1 protein-coding gene is annotated in these 728 nt (G+C 76.8%); it reads left to right on the top strand.

Annotation, left to right across the window (positions count from 1 at the left end; all coding sequences use genetic code 11):
- Nucleotides 1–702 (top strand): B12-binding domain-containing protein (locus tag B7767_RS38330; protein WP_256923720.1); only part of this gene is annotated, 702 nt, incomplete at its 5' end.
- Nucleotides 703–728 lie beyond the last annotated feature (26 nt).

The raw sequence follows: 728 nt of genomic DNA, 5'->3' as shown, positions 1-728 counted from the left end.
GACCCCGCTGCCCCGCGGCCGCCGGCCCGCGCGCGCAGCCGGGCCGGAACGGGTCTGCGGCTCGGCGACGCACGCCAGGAGTGCAAGGGGATCGCCCGCGCGGCCCTGCGCCTCGACGCCGCCGCCCTCGACGGACTGCTGAGGGACGCGATCGAGGAACACGGCCTGGTCGCGGCCTGGACGGAGGTGATCATGCCGACGCTCCAGGCGGTCGGCCGTAAGTGGGAGAGCTCGGGGGAGAGGTACGTCGAGGTCGAGCACTTCCTGTCCTGGCACGTCTCCGGCGTGCTGCGGCGCCACGCGCCACCCGTGCCGGCCGATCGCCCCGGTGCCACCACGCTGCTCGCCTGCGTGCCCGCGGAGAACCACACACTGCCGCTCGAGGTGCTGGCCGCCGCGCTGACCGAACGGGGTCTGCCCATACGCATGTTCGGCGGCTCGCTGCCCGTCGAGTCCCTCGTCGCCGCGGTACGCAGGACCGGACCGGCCGCGGTGGCCCTGTGGGCGCAGTCCCGCACCACGGCCAGCCGGCCACTGGCCCAGCACATCGCGGCGATCGAGTGGGGCGTGCGCGGCGCCCGCAGGAAACCGGTCGTCCTCACGCTCGGCCCCGGCTGGGCGGGGCAGACCACCCCGGGGCTGCCGCACCCTCCCGGGCTGGCGGAGGCCGTCGCGGCGGTCGAGTCCGCCGTCGCCGGGTGAGGTGACGCCGCCCGCCGGGTACGCGC

Origin of the sequence: Streptomyces sp. 13-12-16 (assembly GCF_002114215.1) — a bacterium.
GTDB lineage: Bacteria > Actinomycetota > Actinomycetes > Streptomycetales > Streptomycetaceae > Streptomyces.
Note: the sequence above shows the minus strand (reverse complement) of the source record. Positions and strands in the feature narration are given on the sequence as shown.